The following is a 21,287-nucleotide window of genomic DNA, read 5'->3' as shown; positions in this document are numbered from 1 at the left end:
TAACGGACGAAGATCTCTGTCAAGAGATGGATCGCGCCCACAATGATCCATGAATGCGGGCTCCCCCACCATCCAACGGGCCTTGGAACATCCGCCATATCGGACGCCCGGTGCGGGCGGCGCCTCCGGCCCGGGGAGGGCGCCGGATCGCGCGAAAGGGTTCCAACCGACGGCGAGGCAACTAAGATGGCCCCGACGCACGCACGAGGCGCCGATCGGGGGCCCCGCCGCGGTGCGTAGGGATCTCATGAGCCAGAACCCGGACCGCAGCGATCCGCTCAACATCGCCGGCAGCCTGATCGCCGACAAGTACAGGATCGATCACGCCGTGGGCGAGGGCGGCTTCAGCGTCGTCTACAGGGCCGAGCACGTCATCTGGAAGCAGCCCGTCGCCGTCAAGTGCTTCACCCTCCTCGGGGGAGCGCCGGCCGAGCAGCGGGAGCAGCTGCTCCAGGCGTTCATCCAGGAGGGCAAGCTCATGACCGAGCTGTCCAGCCGCTCGGCCGCCATCGTCCAGGCCCGCGACATCGGCACGTTCAACGCGCCGGACGGGCAGTGGCTGCCCTACATGGTCCTCGAGTGGCTCGACGGCAGGCCGCTCGATCGGGTCCTCTTCGACGAGACGACCGACGGCGCGCCGGCGCGCGACCTGCGCGCGACGATGGCGCTGCTCGAGTCGGCCGCGATCGCGCTCGATCTCGTGCACTCGCGGAACATCGCGCACCGCGACATCAAGCCGGCGAACCTGTTCGTCATCGGCCAGCCGCGCGACGCCTCGACGTTCGTGAAGGTGCTCGATTTCGGCATCGCCAAGGTGATGGCCGATCACGCGGCGGCGGCGACGGCGCTCGCCCAGACCGGCAAGGACATCACCGCGTTCACGCCGAGCTACGGCGCCCCCGAGCAGTTCAGCCGCACCCACGGCGCGACCGGGCCCTGGACCGACGTCTTCGCGATGGCGCTCATCATGATCGAGGTGATGCTCGGCGGAGCGCCGGCGCTGCAAGGCGACGACTACCTCCAGCTCGCTGTCGCGAGCCGCGATCCGTCGCGCCGGCCGACGCCGCGGACGCTCGGCCTCACGGTCAGCGACGAGGTCGAGGCGGTCTTCGCGAAGGCGCTCGCCGTCGCGCCGGCGGACCGCTTCCCCACCATGGGCCGCTTCTGGTCGGCGCTGCACCGGGCGGTCTTCCCCGAGGACCCGACCTGGGCGCTCTCCGCGGGCGGCGGCTCGCTCGCGCCCCCGTCCGGCGCGCCGTCGCCCCGCACGTCCGCGCCGCGGCTCGCGTCCTCGCCGCGGATCTCGCTGCAGGCGCAGACCGCGCCGACGATGGCGGCGCCCTCCACGGCCCCGGGGCCGCCGCCCGCGCTGACGTCGCAGCCGGTCTCCGTGGCCGGATCGAGCGCCGCGGGCGGCGCGGCGGCGCCGAGGTCGAAGGGCCCGCTGCTCTTCGGCGGCGTCGCGCTCGCGCTCGCGGCCGGCGGCGCGATCACCTGGAGCCTGCTGCGCGGCGCGCCGCCCGCGGGAGACGCGTCGCGGAGCGCGCCGGTCGCCACAGCGTCCGCCACCGCGGCGGCGCCGACGGCGAGCGCCACGGCCGCGGCGGCCGCGCTCCCCGAGCGGCGGACCGAGTGCCCTGCAGGCATGGTGCTCGTCCCGGGCGGCAAGTTCTTCATGGGCTCCGACGAGCCGGAGTTCAAGCTGTGGCAGCCCGCGCACAAGGTGACGATCGACACGTTCTGCATCGACGTCCACGAGGTGACCGCGGGCGACTACAAGGCGTGCTCGGACAAGGGAGAGTGCAAGCGGCCCCCGGCCGCGCCCGACTTCCCGAACACGAGCGGCGCGCCCGCCGCCGCGCACAAGAAGACGCTGGCGGCCCTCGCCGAGCAGTGCACCTTCGGCAAGCCCGAGCTCGCGAAGCACCCGATCAACTGCTTGCCGTGGAGCCTCGCGAACGCCTACTGCGAGGTCCACGGCAAGCGCCTGCCGACCGAGGCGGAGTGGGAGTACGCGGCGCGCGGCTCCGACGGGCGCAAGTTCCCCTGGGGCGACAAGCCCGGCGACCAGACCTTCATGAACGCGTGCGGCACCGAGTGCACGGCGTGGGAGAAGGCGCGCGGGCTCACGCCGAGCGAGCGCATGTACGAGGCCGACGACGGCTTCTCCGGCACGGCGCCGGTCGGCTCGTTCCCGAACGGCAGGACGAGGTTCGGGGCCGACGACGTGGTCGGCAACGTGTGGGAGTGGACCGCGGACTGGTTCGAGACCTACAAGGACGAGGAGCAGGTGAACCCGAAGGGGGCGCCTGCCGGCGATCGCAAGGCGATCCGGGGCGGCGCCTACAACGGCGGCTTCGCGCTCTGGCTCAACCCGGCGTTCCGCTACCACCAGCTGGCGACGGCGAGCGCGCCGGGCATCGGCTTCCGCTGCGCCGCGCGCCTGTAGCCGTGCCGGTCCCGACGTCGCAGCTCGCGAACCCCGCCATCGCCGGCCCGCTCGGCACGCTGGCGTTCTCGCAGGTGCGCCCGCTGAGCTCGTCGCTCGCGCTGCGCGCGATCCGGTGGCACCAGAGCCTGGAGCGGCTCGGGGTGGTCCTGCCCTTCGCGCTGGTGCACGACGCGGGCCTGCTCTTCTCGACGCCGCGCGAGCAGCTGGAGCTCGGGCCGCGCTGCGACCCGAAGGAGCTCGCGGGCCGGCTCCGGGACGCGGAGCGCGTCGTGGAGGGGTACCGGGCGGTGCTCCGGGAGCTCGCCGAGAGCGAGGCCGCGCGGTGCGCGGCGCAGCTCCGGATGAGCGACGATCTGGTCACGGTCGTGCTGTCGCGCCTCTTCGGCGCGGTCGCGGCGCGGACCCACACGCCGCCGGCCTACCGCGCGATGCTGCCCGCGGACGCGGCGCTCTTCGACGGGATCGAGCCGCAGCTCCGCGGGCTGTTCCTGTCGGCGCGGCGCGAGTTCGAGCAGCGGGCGCTGGAGGCGCTCGACGTCTCCCGGCTGTACGTGCTCACGATGTCGGACGCGCTCGACATCGAGACGCTGCGCCTGTTCGGCATGCTGGGCTCGGAGGCGTCGGCCGGGGCGCTCGCCCAGGTCGATCTGCTCGCGGCGCTCTCGTCGCCCGAGGCGAACGACATCGTGAATTTCTCGCTGGAGATCCTGCCGAGCGTGCTCGAGACGAAGACGCGCCCGGCCGCGGGCACGACGGCGGCGCACGGCTACTCGGGGCTGGGCACGCGCGGCTCGATCGACAGCATGGTGCTGACGGAGCTCGCGTGGGACGACATGGAGCTGGCGCGCCGCATCGCGGACAACGAGGTGCTGTACTTCGCGCGCGAGCAGAGCCGGGACGAGCAGCGGCGCATCCACTACCTGCTCATCGACGCGTCGGCGTCGATGCGCGGCGATCGGCAGACGTTCGCCCGGGGGATGGCGATCGCGACGGGCAAGCGGCTCTTGCTGGAGGGCGAGGACGTGGCGTTCCGCTTCTTCGACGCGCGGCTGTACGAGCTCTACCGGGCGAAGAACGGGCAGCTGCCGACGGCGCACCTCCTGTCGTTCAAGGGGGAGCGGGGCAGGAACCCGGCGCGCGTGTTCGCGGAGCTCGCCACGGATCTGGATCTGACGCGGCACCACGATCCGCGCACGCCGGTGGTGCACCTCTTCACGCACGCGGCGCTCTACATCCCGCGGGAGATGGTGCAGGCGGTGCAGAGCCACGCGCACATCTCGGCGGTGTTCATGCTGCCATCGGGGGGGGAGCTGGACCTCGACTACCTGGATCTGCTGGACGCGCACTGGGTTGTCGACCACGCGACGGTGGCGAGCGGGGCGGCTCGGGCCAGCGCGGCGAAGGCGATCCTCGGGGAGAAAGACCGACAGGACCGGCCCGAGGAGGGAGGTTCTGCCGCACGGCGCCTGGGGGCCCCGCCCCATGGGTAAATAGGGGGCGGCCTTGGTGGCCGCCACGGACGAACCGCGATCGACATCGGGGCACACCTCGCTATAAACTCCCGGCGCATGAACGAGGACACCGTCGCGCTCGACGTCGAAGCGTTCGCAGCCCTCCATCCCGCGATGGATCCTAGCCTGGCGATATTCGCACGAGCAGCGCTCACCCGTCATGGAAGATCGCCAAGAGCGTTCAGAGCGTTGCAGGACGGTGCCTCGCAATCGGCAACGATCTCCTTCGCGCAGCCTGACGGGAGAACGGAGGCGACTTACGAGCGAGAGAGAATCGTCGAGTTCGGCGCTGTCGTGCTCGCGGGTCTGGTGCTCAGCACATGGCGAGGCAAGCGAATCACTCGCGTGTGTAAGCGGGGTTCGCGCGTGGACTACTTCGTCGGCGAGACGCCGGATGATCAGCGTTGGGTCCTGGAGGTGGGCGGAACGGACGAGAGTAGCCATCAGGCGAAGCGAACGGAAAAGCGCCAGCAACTGGAAGAGAGCCCCTACCTACGCGCGCCCTTCAAAAAAGGCGGCTTCGTCGGTGCGACACGCTTCGCCGAGCCGAGCATCACGTCGCTGGACGCCATCGCCGGAGAGGCATCATGAATGACCCGCGGGCCAACGAAGCGCAACAGCTCTTCTGGCAGGTCGAGATACTGCGAAGCTTGGGGGCACCTCACAAGGCGATCGCCTTGAAGCTGCACCGAATGGCATCGCTCCACGAGGAGCGCGCGAGAGAGTTGCTGAGCCGGCTGGATGCCGACGGCTGGACGGATCTATTCGCCGCCATCACAGCCTGGGGCGAGGCTGGGAGTGAGCCCTCCGCTCGCCGGCTTCTGCGTTTCGGCGAACACGTCGCGAAGAGCTTCGACGGTCAAGATCTGTTGCTCTCCGAGCTCGATCGTTTGAAAACCTGGCTTGAGGGACTCCAGGTCCTGCCCGCCCTCGAGGACTTCGCCAGGCGCCTGCCACCTTTCAGGCGGGAGGCAGCGTGAAGGCGGAAATATCGCTCCCACGAGTGATAGCGTTCTATGCATACAAGGGAGGGACCGGGCGCACGACAGCGCTCATCCATACCGCATGGGCGCTTGCGCGCCAAGGTCGGCGTGTCGTCATGTTGGACCTCGACTTGGCGGCACCGAGCCTCTGGCAACTCGTATTCCCGGAAGACGAGCCAGCGGAGGGATTCGTAGAATATTTCACAAAGGCCACAAAGTCACCGGCAGTCCAGGCCGTGGACTTTCTGCGCGATGTGAAGCTCGATGACGATGCCAAGGGAGCGCTCCGGCTGTTCGGCGCCGGACGCATGGACTCAGGATACCTTCGCGAGTTGGCGGCGCTCGACTGGCAGCGTCTCCTGGCTCCTGGACGATGGCTCGACGCACGCGGACAGGTGACATTCGGCAATCAAAGCCTGTTTGAGCAGCTTTGCGAGAACCTGGCGCCCGTCGCCGACGCCATCCTGATCGACGCACCAACCGGCCTGAACGACACGGCAAATGTGTGTCTTCGCAGGCTGGCTGATGTAGTCGTCGCGCTCTTCGCGCCGAGCCGCATCCAGATGGAAGGCGTGGGCCGCGTGGTCTCGCTGCTCGCCGAGGAACAGGCTGCTCGTAGCAAGCCGGATGTCCTCTGTGTGGCCTCCACCCTTCACGCCCATCGGATGACCTTCGAGCAGATGAAGCGCGTAGAGCACGCCTTCAAGTATCTAGAACGGATCCGGTACGAAGCATTTGGTCGGCCGTCGCTCGAAGATAATCCAGAAAAAATCGATGAGATAGAACAACCACGCGTCCACGTCCCGTACGAAGCAGCGCTCGCCGACGTGGATGACTTTTGCATCCAGCGTGCCCCGGACAAGGATGAGTTCAGGCTCTATGAGGGGCTCATACGCCTGCTCGACGACGCGATTCCGCGGCCACCGCTGGTGGCCTCACCCCTCGTAGCAGCGTTCGAACCGAAGGCTAAACGCGATGTCGTCGACGACCTGCTCGTCCAATTCCCACCGCCAGTCGCGGAGCAAGAGACCGACGTTCAGGCTTTCCTACGCACCGAACACGTCCGTGCCGTGCGGGATCCCACGACGGTACTAATCCTAGGAGGCAAGGGCTCCGGCAAGACAGCATTGTTCAGATACTGTCAGCAACACCCGTTTTCATCGGCCGCACGCCACGTCGCGGTGCATGGGCCGGGAGCACAGCAACTCGGCATGGACGTATTGAGCGACATGGTCGAGGCCGGCCTTGAGCTCAACATCGTATGGCGCGTCTACGCGCTTGCCCGACTCCCGTCCCTGCCCGGCGAAGTGCCACAGCGAGCGCGCGCTGCCGCCGATGAGGTCGGGCGTATCGCACGGCGGGAAATCAGCTTTGATCGCTCCTCCACGCTGCTAGGGGAATCTGGACTAGGCACGGAGATCGACGGTGCATGGCAGGCCATCGAGAATGACCTAACCACCCGTGGAGAGCAACTCGTTCTCTTCCTCGACGGGCTCGATACCCCGTTCAAGGGCAACCTGGAGCGCCGCCGCGACGGGCTCTCACAACTCTTCATCGCGTGGCGAGCGACGTTCGAGCGACTTCGCCACGTGCAACTGAAGGTGTTTCTCCGGACGGACCTGTGGCACGAGCTCTCCTTTCCCGAAAAATCGCACGTCAACGCCAGGTCTATCGAGCTACGATGGAAACCGCACTTGCTCTGGCAGATGCTACTCAAGCGCGCGCTCCGCTCGAACCAGTTTGCGCGCTCGTGTGAGGAGCGCGGGGTCCTTCCCGCCTTGAGCTGGGAAAACGTCGAGGAAGCAGCGGAACCGGAGCTGTTGCCTTTCTTGGACGCGCTGCTCGAGCAGCGCATCTGGACGAAGAAGACCGCGCTGTCTCGCAACTGGATCACCCGACGACTGAGAGATGCACGGGATATTCTCTATCCGCGCGACGCACTCTGGTTGATCCGGAGCGCGTTGGACAGTGAGGTCGATCGATTGCGCAATAGACGCCGCACGTCGACGGATGCCGCGATCTCGCGCGAGGCGCTCGCAGCCGCGCTCGTTCCGACCTCGGATCAGCGCGTTCAGGCTGTGCGGGAGGAGTCACCCGAGCTGGTTGACGTACTAGAGTGGCTCAACGGCGTCAGCGCCAAGGGACAACTCGACGACCTTCGCGCGACTCTCGCAAAACGCTCCGGCTCCAACCCTGCGGAGGATCTGGAGAGACTTCAGCGAACGGGAGTTCTCAGTGTGACAGAAGGCGAGTATTCCGTTCCGGATCTCTATGTACCGGGGCTAAAGATGAAACGCCCAGGGCCGAAGTAGACGTCGTGCAAACCTGACAACCAGCCCTTACCTGCCCTGTTCACGCATCCATCCGATGGTGGTGCCCCGCGAGGCGAGAAAGACACCCTCTCGGCGATTCGTGCCGTAGCGCGTCAGGGGGAGATCATATCCCTCATGCTTCGAGGCGCTTACGAGCCCCGGCCGTGATACCCCGGCTCATTGCCGGGCTACGGACACGCAATCTACTGAGAAACACCTACAAAATGTCCTGGGAATTGGGAGCGGTGATGCGCGTTCCGGCGCCGCTAAGTGTCCGGAACCTGGTACTCGGGCAGAATTCGGGCAGAATTCCCACGCTCCTCCCCTGCCCCTCAAAGATGCTTCCAGAGACCCGGAGGCCGCGGCAGCGCTCGCGCTGGTAGGGCGGCAGGTCCTCGCGTCCTCGCTGGTGTGGGACGCGCTCGAGGCCGAGCTCGACGCGCTCGCCCCGGAGAGCGGGGGACGGCGATGAAGGCTGCATCCTTAACGGCCGCGGCGCCCAAGCTTCTGCCGCTCGACCTCGGTGTGTGCCCCGCGTGAGCCCAACCGCGGCGCGTACGTGCACCGATACTCCCGAACCGAGGATGCGCCGCCGGCCCGCTCGGGTCGACGCCATGGAGGTCGCTCGGGAGCGCGCGGCGAACCTCGCCCTGGCGATCGCTGGCGTCGTGAGGAAGCTCCAGGCAGGCCGCGGCACGCGCGAGGAGCTTCGCCAGCAGGGTCAGCGCGACCTCCAGGAACTCGAGGCGCTGCTGGGCATGGCGGACGTCGTGCTGCCAGCCTCGGCCCCCGAGCGGGGCTCGCTAGGGCGCCGGGCCTGGGAGGGCTTCGCGCCGCCGGCGAGCGCCATCGAGGACGCCTGCGCGCTCGCCGTCTGGGCCGCGTTGTCGGTGAGCATCGCGTCCCGCGTCCGATCGGTGAAGACCGCGGCCCCATGATCGGCGGCGTTCACCGTTCACCGCCGGTCCCCACGCCGATCTGGGCCACGCTCGCCTCCGCGGCGTAGACGTTACGCCCGCCGAAAAGTCGAAGGCCCGAGGGCTGCCACCCTCGGGCCTTCTGGAGCTCCGCGTTGCCGGAGTCCCCCACCTTCATCACAAGCCGGGCTCCAGGTCCAGAAAGCGGCGTCATGGAGCCCGTTGCCTTCGTCCGCCTACCGCCTCGCCCACTGCGCCCGCTGCCGCGTCCAGCTTCGCCTCTGCCGTCGCTGCGATCGCGGCCAGCGCCTCTGCCCCGACTGCCGCCCGCTCCAGCGTCGTGAGTCGCTCCGCCGCGCCGGCGCGGCCTACCAGACGCAGCTTCGCGCTCGCCGCCTCCATGCCGCTCGCCAGGCCCGGTATCGGGACCGGCAGCGGGACAAGTTCTCCGCGCAGAAAGTGACGCATCACAGGGTGACACAAGCCGCGGCCGCGTCGATGTCCCAGCTCGCGCCGGAGATCACCCCCGGCCGAAAGGACAACAATGACGATTGGATCCGAGATGTCGGCCGCTGCTCGCTCTGCGGAGCGCGGCTTCCGCCCTGGGCCCTGCGCGAGCGGCGCGCTCGGTCAGCTGTTCACCGACGCGCTCCCCGCGTCCCACGAAGCCCTCCGCGGTGACGGGAGGCGGCGGTGATCGCGAAAGAGAAGGAGGCCGAGGTGCTGCGCCTCTACCACGGTGAGAAGTGGCCCGTGGGCACCATTGCCGCTCAGCTCGGGCTGCACCACACCACCGTTCAGCGCGTGCTCGGGCAAGCGGGCGTCGACCCGAAGGTCGTCGCGCCGCGCCCGTCGATGGTCGACCCGTTCGTGCCCTTCATCGTCGAGCAGCTCGGCAAGTATCCCTCGCTGCGCTCGAGTCGCCTCTTCGGCATGCTCAAGGAGCGCGGCTATCCGGGCGGTCCCGATCATCTGCGCCGAGTGATCGGTCGTCTCCGCCCCAAGAAGCCGGCAGAGGCATTCCAGCGGCTGCGCACGCTGCCCGGCGAGCAAGCGCAGGTCGACTGGGCGCACTTCGGCAAGCTGGCTGTCGGCCGGGCGCTGCGCCCGCTCTGGGCGTTCGTCATGGTGCTCAGCTACTCGCGGCGGATCTTCCTGCGCTTCTTCCCCAGCGCAGCGATGCCCTTCTTCGTTCGCGGGCACGTCGAGGCGTTCGCCGACATCGACGGCGTCCCGCGCGTGCTGCTCTACGACAACCTCAAGAGCGCTGTCGTGGAGCGTCACGGCGACGCGATCCGGTTCCACCCCATGCTCCTGGCTCTGTCGGCGCACTACCGCTTCGAGCCGCGCCCCGTCGCCGTCGCTCGCGGCAACGAGAAGGGCCGCGTCGAGCGCGCCATCCGCTACGTCCGCGAGGCATTCTTCGAGGCCCGGACCTATACCGATCTCGACGACCTCAACCGACAAGCGACCGAGTGGACCAGCTCCGCAGCGCTCGATCGCTCCTGGGTCGAGGACCGCGCCCGCACCGTGCGGCAGGCCTTCGACGACGAGAGCCGTGTGCTGCTCGGGCACCCCGACACGCCGTTTCCAGCCCATGAGCGCGTCGAGGTCGAGATCGGAAAGACCCCCTACGCGCGTTTCGATCTCAACGACTATTCTGTTCCCCACGACCGGACGAGCCGCACGCTCGTCGTCCTCGCCGACCTCGAACAGGTGCGCATCGCTGACGGCAACGAGATCGTCGCGACCCATGTCCGCTCGTGGGACCGCGGCCAGCAGATCGAGCAACCCGAGCACATCCAGCGCCTGGTCGACGAGAAGCGCCGCGCCCGCGAGCATCGCGGCCTCGATCGCCTCGCCCGCGCCGCCCGCAGCAGCCAGGCATTCCTGCGCATCCTCGCCGAGCGCGGAGACAACGTCGGCAGCGCCATCGCCCGGCTTCTGCACCTGCTCGACGCCGTCGGCGCCGCCGAGCTCGAAGAGGCGCTCGTCGAGGTGCTCGAGCGCGACACCATTCACGTCGGCGCCGTGCGCCAGGTGATCGACCGCCGGCGCTCCGAGCGCCACCTGCCGCCTCCAGTCTCGATCCCCGTCACGCGCGGCCAGCACGCCGCCCTCGTCGTCACGCCGCATTCGCTCGCCACCTACGACGCCCTGAAGAAGGACCCGACGCCATGACCGATCTAACGCCCACCGAGACCAAGGCCCGCCTGAAAAGCCTCGGCCTGTTTGGTCTGCTGGCCTGCTGGGAGGAGCTCGCCGAAAAGCCCTGGCTTCGCGAGGTGCTCGCCATTGAGGAGCGCGAGCGCCAAAAACGCAGCCTCGATCGCCGCCTCAAAAACTCCCGCGTAGCCGCCTTCAAGCCCATGGCGGACTTCGACTGGTCCTGGCCCAAGAAAATCGACCGCGAGGCCGTCGACGACCTCTTCGCTCCCGGCTTCCTCGCCACCGGCCACAACGCCGTGCTCGTCGGCCCCAACGGCGTCGGCAAGACCATGATCCTCAAGAACGTCGCCCACCAGGCCGTCGTCCGCGGTCACACGGTCCGCTTCTCGACCGCGAGCGACATGCTTGCCGACCTCGCCGCGCAGGAGTCCTCGGCCGCGCTCGCGCGCCGGCTGCACCGCTACACGGTTCCAGCCCTTCTTTGCATCGATGAAGTCGGCTATCTCTCCTACGATGGCCGCTACGCCGACCTGCTATTCGAGGTCGTCACCCGTCGCTACGACGCGCAGAAGCCGATCCTGCTCAGTACGAACAAGGCCTTCTCCGACTGGGGCCAGGTCTTTCCGCACGCCGCCTGCGTCGTTACGCTCGTCGACCGGCTCGTGCACCGGGCCGAGGTGATCGAGATCGAGGCCGAGAGCTACCGGCTCAAGGAAGCCAAGGAGCTGAGTGCCATCCGCACCAAGCAGCGCCGCACCAAAAAGCACTGAGCGGCCTCTTCACCGGTGAACTTCACCGGCGTCGGGTGCGGGTTTCACCGGCACCGGGCGCGGATTTCACCGGTGAACTTCACCGAATCTCCGCGGATTGCCGCGATCATCAACACGCGCCCCGTCTTCCGCAAGTCGGCCTTGATCTCGGCGAACCGGCGCGCCGCCGCTTCGTCGAACGGATGCAGACGAAAGAAAGTGAGAAGCCGATCCACCCGCGCGACGTTCTCACGCACACGGAGTGAGGCGCGAGCCCCGAAGTAGAGCTCGGCGATCACCGGTGCCGGGAGAAGGATATCGGCCGCATCGACGGCAGCAAGCCGTACCTCCGGCTCTCGGTAGCGTCCGAGCACCGGTTCCAGAGGCGTCCGTCCAGCTATCATTCGATTCGTCAACCGGAGCCGGCCGACCAGGTCTGAGAACTCGGCTCGGAAGAGCTCGCGAGGGTACAGCGGGAGCGCGTCAGGTCCTCAGCTCTCGGCGCGCCATCGCGCCACGAGGTCGCGCGCCGCCGACGACCACTCGGTGAAGGCGAACGTGAACCCTGCCTCGCGCAGGCGCCCGGGGACGACGCGCCGGCTCTTCAGCACGAGCTCGGTGTCCGTGCGCATCACGAGCGCGCCGACCTCCAGCATCCATCTCGTCGCGGGCAACCCGAAGCCGATACCCCAGGCCTCGCGCAGCGCGCGCATGAAATCGCCGTAGGGGATCGGCCCCGGCGAGGCGAGGTTGACCGGCCCGGAGAGGTCGTCCCGCTCGATCAAGAACCTCGTCGCTCGCACGAAGTCGCGATCGTGGATCCATGACACGAACTGCTGCCCTCCGCCGGCCGGACCGCCGAGGCCCCGCCGGGTGAGCCCGAGCAGCACGTCGAAGATGCCGCCGCGATCAGGGCTCATCACCATGGAAGCGCGGATCGCGAGCTTGCGCGTGCGCGGCGTCCTGGCCTCGTCCAGCGCCTGCTCCCACGCCCGGGCGATCTCGACGCTGTTGCGCCAAGTCGAGGGGACGTCCGGCTCGTCGCCGCCGAGGAGCCCGGTCGCCTCGTCGTTGGGCGCGTCGTGGCGGTGCGCGTAGATCGTGGCCGTGCTCATCTGCAGCCATACGCGCGGCGGTCGCGAGGCGGCGGCGATCGCCTCGCCGACGGCGCGCGTCGAGTCCACACGAGAGCTCCTCATCGCGCGGAGGTTCTCGTCCGTATAACGGCAGTTCACGCTCCGGCCAGCGAGGTTGAACACCACGTCGGCGCCGTCGAGCTCGCCCGCCCATGGGCCGAGCGTGCGTCCATCCCACGGCACGACCCGCCCCGCGGGCACGCTCGCGCTGCGGCACAGGACGATCACCTCATGTCCGTCGGCCGCGAAGGCGCGCGCAAGGATCTGACCTACCTGTCCGCTCCCGCCCGGAAGGACGATCTTCATGCCGCGAGCCTATCCCGGGCCGCCGCGAATGCACAGCCCGCTCCTTCTCCTCGTCCAGGGCTGGAGCGCCGCGAAGGAGATGGAGAAATCATGATCTCTTCGGCCGAGCGCCCGCGCGCGTTACGCCTGAGTACGCGCTACGCCTGCGTGCGCGCGTCGCCAAGGTAATAGTCGCGCTGCGCCGGATAGTAGTCGGCGAAGCTGGGCAGCGGCTCGCCGAGCCTGGAGGCGACGAGCATGTCGAGGTAATACTCCCAGCCCGGCCCGACATCGCCGGCGAGCGCTGGATCGGCGAGGCGCTGGATGAAGGTGAGCTCGGTGATCTCACCCTTCGCCGCGAGCGACAGCTCGAGCCGCCACTCGCCGTGATCGTCCCTGGCCGAGAGCGCGAGGTGATGCGGCGGCTCGCACGTGTCGATCGAGAAGTCACACCACGGCGCCCCCTGCTCGAACGCCATCTGGAGGCGCACCGTCTTGCCGGGCCCCGCTTCGCCCTCCCACGGGCCGATCCAGCGCGCCGTGCTCTCGGACGCGGTGACGCTCTGCCAGACATCCTCGATGGGGGCGCGAAAGCTGCGCGTGATGACGAGATCGGCGCCTGTCGCCGTGCTCCGGACGCGGCCTGTGGGTCGGGGGCTCATGCGGTCTCCTTCCTTCGTTTCGCTTCGTTGCGGGACGGGGGGGCGGTCGCCATGCGCCGCTGCCGGTCGACGCGGTGCACCTCGGTCTCGAGGGCGTCGAACCGGCGGTGCCACGGGCTCGGCGCGTGCAGCTCGCGCAGGAACGCCTCGAGCTCGGCGAGCGCACCGAGCTCGAGGCGGTACTCGCGCTCGCGACCGCACTGGACGTCGCGCACCAGGCCCGCCTCGCGCAGCACGCGCAGGTGCCGGCTGACCGCCGGGCGGCTGACCGGAAACGCGCCGGCGATGGCGCCCGCGGTGGCGGTGCGATCGCGCAGCATCCGCAGGATCTCCCGCCGGATCGGATCCGCCAGCGCCTGGGCAACGGCGTCCATCGGCATGATGCGTAACATGTATGTTACGCGTTCGTCAAGCCGCGCGGCCGAGCGCGCAGGTGAATTTCTTCCAATACGCGCTCGGCGCGATGCTCCAGGATGAGCGCCGACCCGGATCGCCGAGGCGACGGGCGCCAGGAGAGGCTCGCCTTCCTCCTGGCGCACGGGCGCGCGAGGAGCGCCGCTCGACCGTCGAGGCGACTCCCGCCGTTGCCCCGGGAAATGCCATGATCCGATACGAGCACGAAGGAGCGCGACGATGACGAAGAGCAAGGTCCACCCCGTCCCGGATGGTCAGACGTGCTTCCCCTACCTGAGCGCGCGGAGCGCCGCGGAAGCCATCGAGTTCTACAAGCGCGCGTTCGGCGCGCGCGAGGACTCGCGCATCCCGATGCCCGACGGGCGGATCGGCCACGCCGAGCTGTCCATCGGCCGCGCCCGGTTCTTCCTGTCGGACGAGTATCCCGAGCTCGGCGCCGTCAGCCCCGAGACGCTGGGAGGCAGCAGCCCGGCCGTCGTCGTCTACGTGGAGGACGTGGACGCGCTCGTCGCGCAGGCGGCGGCGGCAGGCGCGACCATCGATCGCCCGCCGCAGGACAAGCCGTTCGGAGACCGGACGGCCTGGCTCCGCGATCCGTTCGGCCATCGCTGGTCCTTCGCGAGCCGGATCGAGGACGTCTCTCCCGAAGAGCTGCAGAGGCGCCTCTCGGCGATGTAGCGACCCGTCACAAGGGCGGCCCCGGAGCGGGCGGGGAGGGCGAGCGCGAGAATTGCGGCGCTTCACGCGGGGGAGCTTGCTAGGGTGCGCGGACGTCCATGCCCCCTGACGAACGCGCTCCCCTCCCGCTGCCGGCTCCCGCTCCGCTCACGCCTCCGGAGGGCTTCGCGGAGCGCCTCGCGGCGATCGGCGTCACCCTCGACGCCGCGGTGATCGCCAAGCTCGGCGATTACCTCGCGCGCCTGCTCGCGATGAACGAGCTGATGAACCTCACCTCGATCACGGATCCGGTCGAGGTCTGGGAGAAACACATCCTCGACTCGCTCACGCTCGTGCCCCTCCTGGAGGAGCTGAGCGCGGGGGCGCGCCTCGCCGACATCGGCTCGGGCGGGGGCCTCCCCGGCCTTCCGCTCGCCATCGCCCGGCCCGATCTGAAGGTGACGCTGGTGGAGGCGACGCAGAAGAAGGCTTCGTTCCTCACCGCGGTGGCCGCGGGCCTCGGGCTCACCAACGTGTCGGTGCGCGCCGAGCGCGCCGAGCAGCTCGGCAAGGGCGATCTCCGCGGCGCGTTCGACGCGGTGACGGCGCGCGCGGTGGGGCGCCTGGTCATGCTGATCCCCCTGACGGTGCCCTTCCTGCGGCCGAGCGGGATCGTGCTGCTGGTGAAGGGCCAGCGCGCCGAGGAGGAGCTCGCCGAGGCGAGCTGGGTCCTCGGGCGACAGCGGGCCACCTTCGTGAAGACCGTGGCGACGCCGACGGGGAAGATCGTGATGCTGCGAAAGTCGGGGGAGGAGCCGAAGCGCCATCCCGGGCGGTGATCCACGGCGGTGTTCGGTTCGCCCCGCTCAGCGGTCAGGCAGGGCCACGATCCCGACATAGGTGGGCTCGGGGACCTCGGTGACGCGGCCTGTCGGCTCGAGGGCGCCCGTCGCCTCGTCCACGCGAAACGCGACGATGTTGCTCGAGTCCTGGTTCGCGACGAGCATCAGCTTGCCTGTCGGCGCGATCTGGAAATGGCGCGGCGTCATGCCCTGCGTCGAGGCATGGCCGGCGGGCGTGAGCGTGCCCCGCTCGGGATCGACAGCGAAGATGGCGATGCTGTCGTGGCCGCGGTTCGAGCCGTACACGAACTTGCCCGACGGGGACACCTGGACCTCGGCGGCGCTGTTTCCCTTGGTGCTAACGCCGTCGGGCAAGGTCGAGACGGTGGCCAGGGTGGTGAACGTCCCGCGCGACGCATCGTAGCTCAGGGTGGTGATCGAGCCGGCAGACTCGTTGATCACATAGGCGAACCGGCCGTTCGGGTGGAACTCGAGGTGTCGAGGCGTCGTGTCCGCGGGGAGCGAGAGGGCTCCCGGGTCGCTCGGCTCCATCTGGCCCGTGTCCGCGTCGAAGGTGAGCTGCGCTATCTCGTCGAGCCCGAGGTTGGTGACGAACGCAAACCGGTTCGCCGGATCGGTCATGGCGTGGTGCGGCCTCGTCCGGCGACCGAAGGACACGTCGAAGGCCGCCTGGCCGAGCGCGCCGTCCTGGCCCACGGGGAGCACCGCCGCTGTCCCACCGCCGTAGTTGGCGACGAGGACGAAGCGCCCGGAGCGATCCGTGGACAGGTGGGCTGGGCCCGCGCCCTTCGAAGAAGCCCTGTTGATGAGCTCGAGCGTCCCGCCCTGGGGATCGATCCGGAACGCGCTGACGGCGCCGGACAGCTCCCCGTCCACCTCGTTCAGCTCGTTCGCCGCGAAGAGGCGCTGGTGCGCGGGGTCGACGGCGAGGAAGGTCGGGTTCATCTCGGCGTCGAGCGGGCCCTGCAGGGCCGAGAGCGCGCCGTCGGCGCCGTCCAGGCGGAAGACGAAGAGCCCCTCGTGACCGCCGACATAGACCACGAACGCGCGTTCGGCCTGCGAGCCGCCGCCCGCGCCGTTGCCGCCCGCGCCGCCGCTGCCGCTCGCGCTGGTGCCGCCTGCGCCGCCGCCGGCCGTGTCGCCGCCGCTCGCGCTGGTGCCGCTCGCGCCGTCGCCCTGGCTCGCGCCGTCACCGCCGCCGGCGGTCACGCCCGTCGTGGCGCCGTTGTTCGCGGCTCCGGAGCTGCTGCATCCGAGCCACAGTCCTGCCGCCAGAAAGAGGAGCGCGCGCTGCATCGACCTGGTTTCTCCTGCCTCCCGCGTTAGGCCTGGCCAGCGCCGCGGCGCAAGCGTCACGGCGCGATCCACCTCGCGGCGCGCTGCGGCAGGTTCGCGGCGTTCACGCCGCCTCGTGGTGAAGGCCGGGGAGGATGCGCGACGCGGCGCGGCGCCTCAGGCTCGCCCGCGCAGCGACCCGGCGGCGGCGCCGAGGAGCGCGCCGAACGCGATCGGGAGGCCGTGGGCGAACGCGATGTGGAGGAGATCGTCGATGTCGCAGTGCGTCCCGATGCCGACCACCACCCCGAGGCCGCACAGGGCCCCGATCGCGGCGCCACGCCACGCCGGCGCCGACAGAAACGAGCGGCGCAGCACGAGCGCCGCCAGCGCGAACGGCAGGACCGCCGTGCCGACGGCGCTGGCGACGCACCGGAGGTGCTGATCCAGCGGCACCGGCGGATCGGCCACAGGCGAAGTCGCGACGGCCGCGGCCAGGAACCCGGCCGGCACCGCGACGACGAGCGTTTGGATCGCCCTCACACCGGCCGGCAGGCCCCGGGCGCGCGGGCTCAGCGCGAGCAGCAGGCCGAGACCGGAGAGCACCGCCATGACGGCGAGCGGCACGGCGACCCGGAGAGAGGGGAGGTCGTCGCGGAAGCCTTCCCACCAGCTCACGAGCAGGATCCAGCCGAGCCCGGCCAGGAGCGCGCTCCAGGAGCGGCGCTCACGCGTCGGGCGCGTCAGCGACGGCTCGGCCGGCGCCTCGGCCACGACGGGCGGCGGGCGGGCGGCGAGGTGGGCCGCGAAATCGGGGATGTCCTTCAGCCCGCTCGGCAAGTCGCGCTCATTCGACATTGGCACCTCCCCGGACGCTCCCCTGGCCCTTGCCCCGGCGGCGCTCCTCCGCGCCTCCTGGTTCCGCCTCGGGCCGCCGCTTGAGATCGTCGAGCGCCGCCCGCAGCGCCTCGTAGGCGCGGAACGCGCGGAGCTTCACCGCGCTCGTTGTCGTCCCGAGGACCGCCGCGGCGTCCTGCACGCTGAGCCCCTCGTACCGGATGAGGATGAACGCCTCGCGCTGCGACGCCGGCAGGCCCGCCAGCGTCCGCTCCACCGCCCGCGCCGTCTCGGAGGCGATCGCGACCGCCTCGGCGTCCGCGCCGCGCGCGTCGGGCGGCTCCGCGCCCGGATCGCTCGGGAGGCGCTCGGTGCCGCGGTGCTTCTGGGCGCGCGCGTGATCCAGGTAGACGTTGCGCGCGATGGCGTAGGCCCACGGCGCGACGGCGCCGCCGCGGGCGAAGCTCGACCGGGCGCGGTGCATCCGCAGGAACGTCTCCTGCGTCAGGTCGCCCGCGAGCGTCTCCGAGCCGCTCATCCGGGTGAGGTACGCGAGGAGGCGCGCCGCGAGCGCGCGGTGCAGCTCCGGAAACGCGCGCGCGTCGCCGCACGCGTACCGGTCCATCGCTTCGTTCAGGGCGAGCTCATCCATGGCGGTCTTGACGGCATACACCGTCTGCGCGCCGGCGATCATCGCGACGGCCCGAGGAGCGCCCCGCGCTCGGAGAGGTCGCTCAGCAGGGCGGCGGTGCTCTCCAGCACCGGCCCGTCGACCGGGTGTCCCAGCGCGGCGCAGCCCGCGACGACGGCCTCCCCGAGCGCGGCGCCCGCGAGGAGGCGGCCCAGGATCTCGGCCGCGAGCGGCGTGAGCTCGAGGAAGCGCACGTCGTGCGCGGCGTCGCGGTACACGAGCAGGCGGGTGGGCTCGCGGGCCGGCACGTCGCGCGCCGACGCGTCGCCCTGCAGCCTGTGGACCGCGTGCTCGTAGCGCACGAGCGCGGCGGCCCGCTGGAAGCGCGCCCCCCGGTCGAGCGACAGCGCCTCGCCGAGGGGCCCCGGCGCCTCGTCGCCCGGTGTCGCCGGCGCCTCGTCGCCCGGTGTTGCCGGCGCGTCATCGCCGAGCGGCCCTGACGCCCCGCCCGCGCCGGCCTCCTCGTCCTGCTCGGCGCACGCCGCCGCGAAGGCGGCCAGCTCGTGGCGCGCGAGATCCGCGAGGTACGCGGGGACCTCCGCATCCCCGGCCCAGCGCGGCGCCGCGAAGCCCACGAACTCGAACGCGACGTCGCGGAGGTAGCGCGACCGGGGCGGCTCCGCTTCGATGAAGCGCGCGACGTCCGCCTCGAACCGCGCGCCGAGCCGCGCCGCGGTCCGCGGGATCCCGGCGCGGATCGCGCCCGTCAGCCCGCGGCGGATGAGGCTCCGGTAGAGCAGCAGCCGCTTCGGCGGGAGCGCCGCCATCGCCTCGAGGTCCGGCCCCTCGAGCCCGGCGCGGGCGAGCCACGCGCGGGGATCGGCCGCGATCGCCTCGCCGTCCGGCGCGATCACGCTCCGCTGGAGCGCCCGCTCCAGCGCCGCGAGCTCCGGCGGCGGCGTGTTCGACGCCTCGCCCGCCTCGCAGGTCTCGCGCGCCTCGCCCGCCTCCCGCACCTCGCGCGCCCCGCTCACGCTCCCGCCTCCCGCGCGGCGAGCCCGCGCCGGTACGCCGCGTCGACCTCGGCGAGCTCGGCGAGCAGCGCGCCGAGCGGGGGCACGTCGTTGTCCCGCTCGAGCACGACCGGCACCGGCCCGGTCCGCGCGACCGCGCGGGCGAGCAGGTCGAGCACCGGGGCGATGGCCGGCGCGCCGTGCGTGTCGACGAGGATCTCCGCGTCGTCGCGCCATTCGTGCCCCGCGACGTGCATCGCGGCCACGCGCTCGGGAGGGATCTTCTCCAGGAACGCGACCGGGTCGAAGCCGTGGTTCCGGGCGTTGACGTAGACGTTGTTCACGTCGAGCAGGAGCCGGCAGCCGGCGCGCTCGAGCACCTCGACGAGGAAGTCGGCCTCGTCGAGCGAGGCGCGGCCCGGGACCAGGTAGTAGGTGATGTTCTCGATCGCCATCGGGCGCTCGAGCCGCTGCTCCGCCTCGCGGATGCGGGCCGCGGCGTGGGCGGCGGCCGCGGACGTGTGCGGGAGCGGCAGCAGGTCGTGGAGGAACGCGCCGTCGACCCCGGAGAAGCAGAGGTGGTCGCTGTGGAAGGGGGGATCGAGCCGCTCCAGGAACCCCCCGAGCGCGCGCAGGTAGCCGGCGTCGAGCGGATCGAGCCCGCCGACGGACAGGGTGAGCCCGTGCGTCAGGATCGGGCGGTGCTCCCGGACGCGCTCGATGGCGGCGGGGAAGTAGCCGCCGCGCCGCATGTAGTTCTCGGGGGAGAGCTCGAAGAAGGGGACGGGCAGCGCCGCGTCGCGCGCGTAGCGATCGGGCGCATCGGGCGCGTCGAGCGCCGCGAGCACCTCGTCGAGGAACTCCCATCGGAGCCCGAGGCCGACGCCGGTGAGCGCGCTGCCGGTCATGGGGGTACGGGGAGGGCGCGGGAGGCCGCGATCAGCCGCAGGTGCCCTGGCCGCAGCCCGCGTGGCCGGGCTTCTTCGCGGCGGCGCCCGCCTTCTTGGCGGCGGGCTTGGCCGGGGCCGCGGTGGGCGGCGCGGGCGGCGCGGCCGTGGCCGCCGGGGTGGCCGTGGGGGCGACCTGCGGCGAGGTCGCGGCGGACTGCGCGTCGCTCGGCGGCGCGGGCTCGGCCGGGGCGGCGGGGACGTTCGCGCCCGCGGCGGCGTCGCCGGAGGCGGCCTCGGTCGGCGCGGGCGCCGGCGCGGGCTCGGCCGGGGCGGCGGGGGCGGCCTGCTCGGCGGGGACCTCGCTCGCGTTGACCGGCGCCTGCGCGCCGGCGCAGCCGCTCATCACCATGGCGCCGGCGCTCAGCGCGGCGAGGGTCTCGTAAATGCTCTTCTTCGACAGCATCGTGTGGCTCCTCTGGTTCTCGTCACGTCGGGCCTGCGCCCTGCGTTGTCGTCACGTCGGGCCTGCGCCCTCCGGCGGGCGAGGCGTCATCCGGCTTCCGGCGGCTTCCGGACCGCCGTGTCATCTCAGAGCCGCTGCGTCGCCGCAACGGCCGACTTGCGGGCGGCGCCCCGCGCTCACCGCGCGCCGCCGTCCGCTGCCGCCGCCGGCGCCGTGGGGGCCGCGCCGGCGGTCGCTGTCAGCTCGAGCGTCACCATGGCCTCCTTGGCGACCTTGGGCGAGAGCACCTCGAGCGTCTTCTGGGCGAGCTTGCCGAACGCCTCCCGCGGGCGGACGTCGTGCTCGGCGAGCCCCACCGGGAACGGCTTCGCCGTCTTCACGGTGACGCTCGCGGGCCTGTCGCCCTCGTACCTGAACGTGGCGACGAGCTCCACGGTCCTCGGGGACTGCCGCTGGTGCAGCAGCAGGTCGCCCGACGCCGTGACGGTCACCGTCCGCTCCGCGCCGGACAGCTTCGAGAGGTCCTTCTCGCCGGAGGTCGAGATCGACCGGATCGCGAACTGGGCCTTCTCGTTCTTCGCGCGGACGTCGTCGGGCGTGTCCTTCGAGATCTCGAGCCAGGTGCGCGCGTGCTGGTTCTGCAGGTCGCTCTTCTTCTCCTCGCCGGGCTTGCCGTCGTCGCCCACGGCGGTCTGGAAGAGCTCGATCGTGGAGAGGTCGACCGTGATGAGGCCCGTCGTCCTCGTGACGTCGGCGGGGTCGACCTGGAGCGTCCCCGCGGCGGCGCCCGCGATCCGCCCGCGGATCTTCTCCTGCGGCGCATCCATCACGAGCTCGACCTTGCTGCCCGCGCGATCGATCGCGAAGGCCGCCGCGGCGGGCGCCTTCGGCTCCGGCGGCTTGAGCTCGGTCGCGGCGGGCGCGAGGCTCGGCTGCTCCCCCTGGCACGCGGCCGCGCCCAGGCCGGCGGCCGCGAGCGCGAGGAGGAGCAAGGTCCCTGTCCGGATCGTCTTCACGCTCGCCTCCTGGATCTCTCGGGTTGCTGCGCGCCCGCGCGCGAGGGCGCGC

22 protein-coding genes are annotated in these 21,287 nt (G+C 70.9%); 10 read left to right on the top strand and 12 right to left on the bottom strand.

What is annotated here, in order from left to right; all coding sequences use genetic code 11:
- The first annotated feature begins 247 nt into the window (after positions 1 to 247).
- From WMF22_RS33225 to WMF22_RS33200, 6 genes are all read left to right on the top strand, one after another.
- Positions 248 to 2,449, top strand: coding sequence for an SUMF1/EgtB/PvdO family nonheme iron enzyme (locus WMF22_RS33225; protein ID WP_438032386.1), 2,202 nt, complete (start codon positions 248 to 250; stop codon positions 2,447 to 2,449).
- Positions 2,450 to 2,451: 2 nt separating this feature from the next.
- A complete protein-coding gene (locus WMF22_RS33220) occupies positions 2,452 to 3,942 on the top strand; it encodes a hypothetical protein (RefSeq protein WP_438032385.1) in 1,491 nt (496 codons plus the stop codon).
- A gap of 78 nt (positions 3,943 to 4,020) precedes the next feature.
- Positions 4,021 to 4,554, top strand: a complete 534-nt coding sequence (locus WMF22_RS33215; protein ID WP_438032384.1) for a hypothetical protein — start codon at positions 4,021 to 4,023, stop codon at positions 4,552 to 4,554.
- On the top strand, positions 4,551 to 4,943 hold the full coding sequence (locus WMF22_RS33210) for a hypothetical protein (protein WP_438032383.1): 393 nt from the start codon (positions 4,551 to 4,553) through the stop codon (positions 4,941 to 4,943). Before WMF22_RS33215 ends, WMF22_RS33210 begins: the two co-directional genes overlap by 4 nt.
- Complete coding sequence (locus WMF22_RS33205; protein ID WP_438032382.1) at positions 4,940 to 7,258, top strand: P-loop ATPase, Sll1717 family; 2,319 nt, start codon at positions 4,940 to 4,942, stop codon at positions 7,256 to 7,258. The genes WMF22_RS33210 and WMF22_RS33205 overlap by 4 nt, the downstream gene beginning before the upstream one ends.
- A 614-nt stretch (positions 7,259 to 7,872) precedes the next feature.
- On the top strand, positions 7,873 to 8,196 hold the full coding sequence (locus tag WMF22_RS33200) for a hypothetical protein (protein WP_438032381.1): 324 nt from the start codon (positions 7,873 to 7,875) through the stop codon (positions 8,194 to 8,196).
- 10 nt (positions 8,197 to 8,206) lie between these two features.
- Here WMF22_RS33200 and WMF22_RS33195 read toward each other — a convergent pair whose 3' ends face one another.
- Positions 8,207 to 8,353: a hypothetical protein gene (locus WMF22_RS33195; RefSeq protein ID WP_438032198.1), complete on the bottom strand. Its 147-nt coding sequence runs from the start codon at positions 8,351 to 8,353 to the stop codon at positions 8,207 to 8,209.
- A 515-nt stretch (positions 8,354 to 8,868) separates the two neighbouring features.
- On the opposite strand from WMF22_RS33195, the gene istA reads away from it, so the two are divergent.
- Both istA and WMF22_RS33185 read left to right on the top strand, forming a co-directional pair.
- Positions 8,869 to 10,356, top strand: coding sequence for an IS21 family transposase (istA, locus tag WMF22_RS33190; protein ID WP_438032199.1), 1,488 nt, complete (start codon positions 8,869 to 8,871; stop codon positions 10,354 to 10,356).
- Positions 10,353 to 11,114 carry an ATP-binding protein gene (locus WMF22_RS33185; protein WP_438032200.1) on the top strand — a complete coding sequence of 254 codons (762 nt, stop codon included), beginning with the start codon at positions 10,353 to 10,355 and terminating at the stop codon, positions 11,112 to 11,114. Before istA ends, WMF22_RS33185 begins: the two co-directional genes overlap by 4 nt.
- 44 nt (positions 11,115 to 11,158) lie before the next feature.
- On the opposite strand, the gene WMF22_RS33180 is transcribed toward WMF22_RS33185, so the two are convergent.
- The 4 genes from WMF22_RS33180 to WMF22_RS33165 all read right to left on the bottom strand — a co-directional run bounded on the left by WMF22_RS33180 (position 11,159) and on the right by WMF22_RS33165 (position 13,550).
- On the bottom strand, positions 11,159 to 11,467 hold the full coding sequence (locus tag WMF22_RS33180) for a type II toxin-antitoxin system VapC family toxin (RefSeq protein ID WP_438032380.1): 309 nt from the start codon (positions 11,465 to 11,467) through the stop codon (positions 11,159 to 11,161).
- A gap of 117 nt (positions 11,468 to 11,584) precedes the next feature.
- Entirely contained in the window at positions 11,585 to 12,535 is a 951-nt protein-coding gene (locus tag WMF22_RS33175) for an epimerase (RefSeq protein ID WP_438032379.1), read from the bottom strand.
- Between the two features lie 137 nt (positions 12,536 to 12,672).
- A complete protein-coding gene (locus WMF22_RS33170) occupies positions 12,673 to 13,176 on the bottom strand; it encodes an SRPBCC family protein (RefSeq protein ID WP_438032378.1) in 504 nt (167 codons plus the stop codon).
- The gene (locus WMF22_RS33165; RefSeq protein WP_438037304.1) at positions 13,173 to 13,550 is read right to left on the bottom strand and encodes an ArsR/SmtB family transcription factor; all 378 of its coding nucleotides are present in this window, start codon (positions 13,548 to 13,550) and stop codon (positions 13,173 to 13,175) included. Before WMF22_RS33165 ends, WMF22_RS33170 begins: the two co-directional genes overlap by 4 nt.
- A gap of 259 nt (positions 13,551 to 13,809) precedes the next feature.
- Between WMF22_RS33165 and WMF22_RS33160 the strand changes: the two genes are divergently transcribed.
- Both WMF22_RS33160 and rsmG read left to right on the top strand, forming a co-directional pair.
- The gene (locus WMF22_RS33160) at positions 13,810 to 14,268 is read left to right on the top strand and encodes a VOC family protein (protein WP_438032377.1); all 459 of its coding nucleotides are present in this window, start codon (positions 13,810 to 13,812) and stop codon (positions 14,266 to 14,268) included.
- Between the two features lie 98 nt (positions 14,269 to 14,366).
- Entirely contained in the window at positions 14,367 to 15,086 is a 720-nt protein-coding gene (gene rsmG, locus WMF22_RS33155) for a 16S rRNA (guanine(527)-N(7))-methyltransferase RsmG (protein WP_437293960.1), read from the top strand.
- A gap of 27 nt (positions 15,087 to 15,113) precedes the next feature.
- Here the strand turns inward: rsmG and WMF22_RS33150 are convergent, their stop codons facing one another.
- From WMF22_RS33150 to WMF22_RS33120, 7 genes are all read right to left on the bottom strand, one after another.
- A complete protein-coding gene (locus WMF22_RS33150; protein ID WP_438032376.1) occupies positions 15,114 to 16,406 on the bottom strand; it encodes a lactonase family protein in 1,293 nt (430 codons plus the stop codon).
- Between the two features lie 156 nt (positions 16,407 to 16,562).
- Positions 16,563 to 17,243 (bottom strand): NrsF family protein, encoded by a 681-nt coding sequence (locus WMF22_RS33145; protein ID WP_438032375.1) that lies wholly within the window; start codon positions 17,241 to 17,243, stop codon positions 16,563 to 16,565.
- Complete coding sequence (locus WMF22_RS33140; RefSeq protein ID WP_231864338.1) at positions 17,233 to 17,874, bottom strand: RNA polymerase sigma factor; 642 nt, start codon at positions 17,872 to 17,874, stop codon at positions 17,233 to 17,235. Before WMF22_RS33140 ends, WMF22_RS33145 begins: the two co-directional genes overlap by 11 nt.
- A gap of 38 nt (positions 17,875 to 17,912) precedes the next feature.
- Entirely contained in the window at positions 17,913 to 18,887 is a 975-nt protein-coding gene (locus WMF22_RS33135; protein ID WP_438032374.1) for an HvfC/BufC N-terminal domain-containing protein, read from the bottom strand.
- Entirely contained in the window at positions 18,884 to 19,774 is an 891-nt protein-coding gene (locus tag WMF22_RS33130; protein WP_438032373.1) for a DUF692 domain-containing protein, read from the bottom strand. Before WMF22_RS33130 ends, WMF22_RS33135 begins: the two co-directional genes overlap by 4 nt.
- 31 nt (positions 19,775 to 19,805) lie before the next feature.
- Positions 19,806 to 20,219 (bottom strand): hypothetical protein, encoded by a 414-nt coding sequence (locus WMF22_RS33125; RefSeq protein WP_438032372.1) that lies wholly within the window; start codon positions 20,217 to 20,219, stop codon positions 19,806 to 19,808.
- A gap of 176 nt (positions 20,220 to 20,395) precedes the next feature.
- Positions 20,396 to 21,235: a hypothetical protein gene (locus WMF22_RS33120; RefSeq protein ID WP_438032371.1), complete on the bottom strand. Its 840-nt coding sequence runs from the start codon at positions 21,233 to 21,235 to the stop codon at positions 20,396 to 20,398.
- Positions 21,236 to 21,287: the final 52 nt, after the last annotated feature.

Source organism: Sorangium sp. So ce204, assembly GCF_051526795.1.
Taxonomy (GTDB): domain Bacteria; phylum Myxococcota_A; class Polyangia; order Polyangiales; family Polyangiaceae; genus Sorangium; species Sorangium cellulosum_B.
Note: the sequence above shows the minus strand (reverse complement) of the source record. Positions and strands in the feature narration are given on the sequence as shown.